The sequence below is a fragment of the Thiorhodococcus minor genome (assembly GCF_010820565.1).
Taxonomy (GTDB): domain Bacteria; phylum Pseudomonadota; class Gammaproteobacteria; order Chromatiales; family Chromatiaceae; genus Thiorhodococcus; species Thiorhodococcus minor.
Window position 1 is genome coordinate 1 of record NZ_JAAIJQ010000290.1, and the last position, 880, is coordinate 880.

Genomic DNA, 880 nt, shown 5'->3' on the forward strand with positions numbered 1-880 from the left:
AAGAAAGCTCGATGGGCGTCGACATTGCTGCGGAGCCGAATCTCGCGCATCAGAGCCACTGTCTGGCTGAGCATTCCCAACCGAGCGGGCCGGCCCGGGCGGTGGTGCCAGCGGACTTCGTATGGACAACGCGTGAATGCCGCAAGCGGGCGTGTGGACAAGGTGGGGACAACCCGCTTGAGGCGGGTTGCCCCCACCTTGTCCACACTCATTCACCCGTTGCCCACACTGCGCCGCACGCGCCACAGCGGTCATCTGAAAACGCCTGCGGCGCAACAACAGTCGGTGATTGAGAGCACGCTGATTTGCGCGTCGGGGCTGTCTTGGCAGCGAGGTTCGCGGCGCCTCTCGCTGTCCAACCACGCCATATCTGCGCCGACAACGCTTGGCTCAGGCCTCGGCCAAGCGGGCCGAGAAGCGCGTGCCATCAAAGGGCTGCTGGGTCTTGAGCATGCCATGGATGGCATGTAAGAGCTTGCGCATGACCGCGCAGACGGCTTGGATCTTCTTCAGCCCCCGGGTCTCGATGAGATGGCGGTAGTAGGCCTTGACGTGGGGCTCATGTCGCGAGGCACTCAGGGCCGGCATATAGAGCGCCTTGCGCAGGTAGCGGTTGCCGGCCTTACTCAAGCGCGCGGGCTTCTGAACGCTGCTGCCGGAGGTGATCTGACGCGGATCGAGCCCGGCCATGGCGACCCACTGCTTGGCGCTGAGCTCGGGCGGGAGCACCAGGAGCTCGCCCATCAGCTCGATGGCGCTGGCGGCGGCAATGCCTTTGACGCTGGTGAGCAGGACAAAAGTGTCCTTGAGCTGGGCCGCGGTCTCGATCAGGGCCAGGGCGGCGGTGCGCAAGCGCTCAATGCGCGCGTCCGTCTCGGCA

The 880-nt window shown here is 65.2% G+C and carries 1 protein-coding gene; it reads right to left on the minus strand.

What is annotated here, in order from left to right; genetic code table 11:
• Nucleotides 1–390: 390 nt before the first annotated feature.
• Nucleotides 391–880 (minus strand): transposase (locus tag G3446_RS27010; RefSeq protein WP_164456728.1); only part of this gene is annotated, 490 nt, incomplete at its 5' end.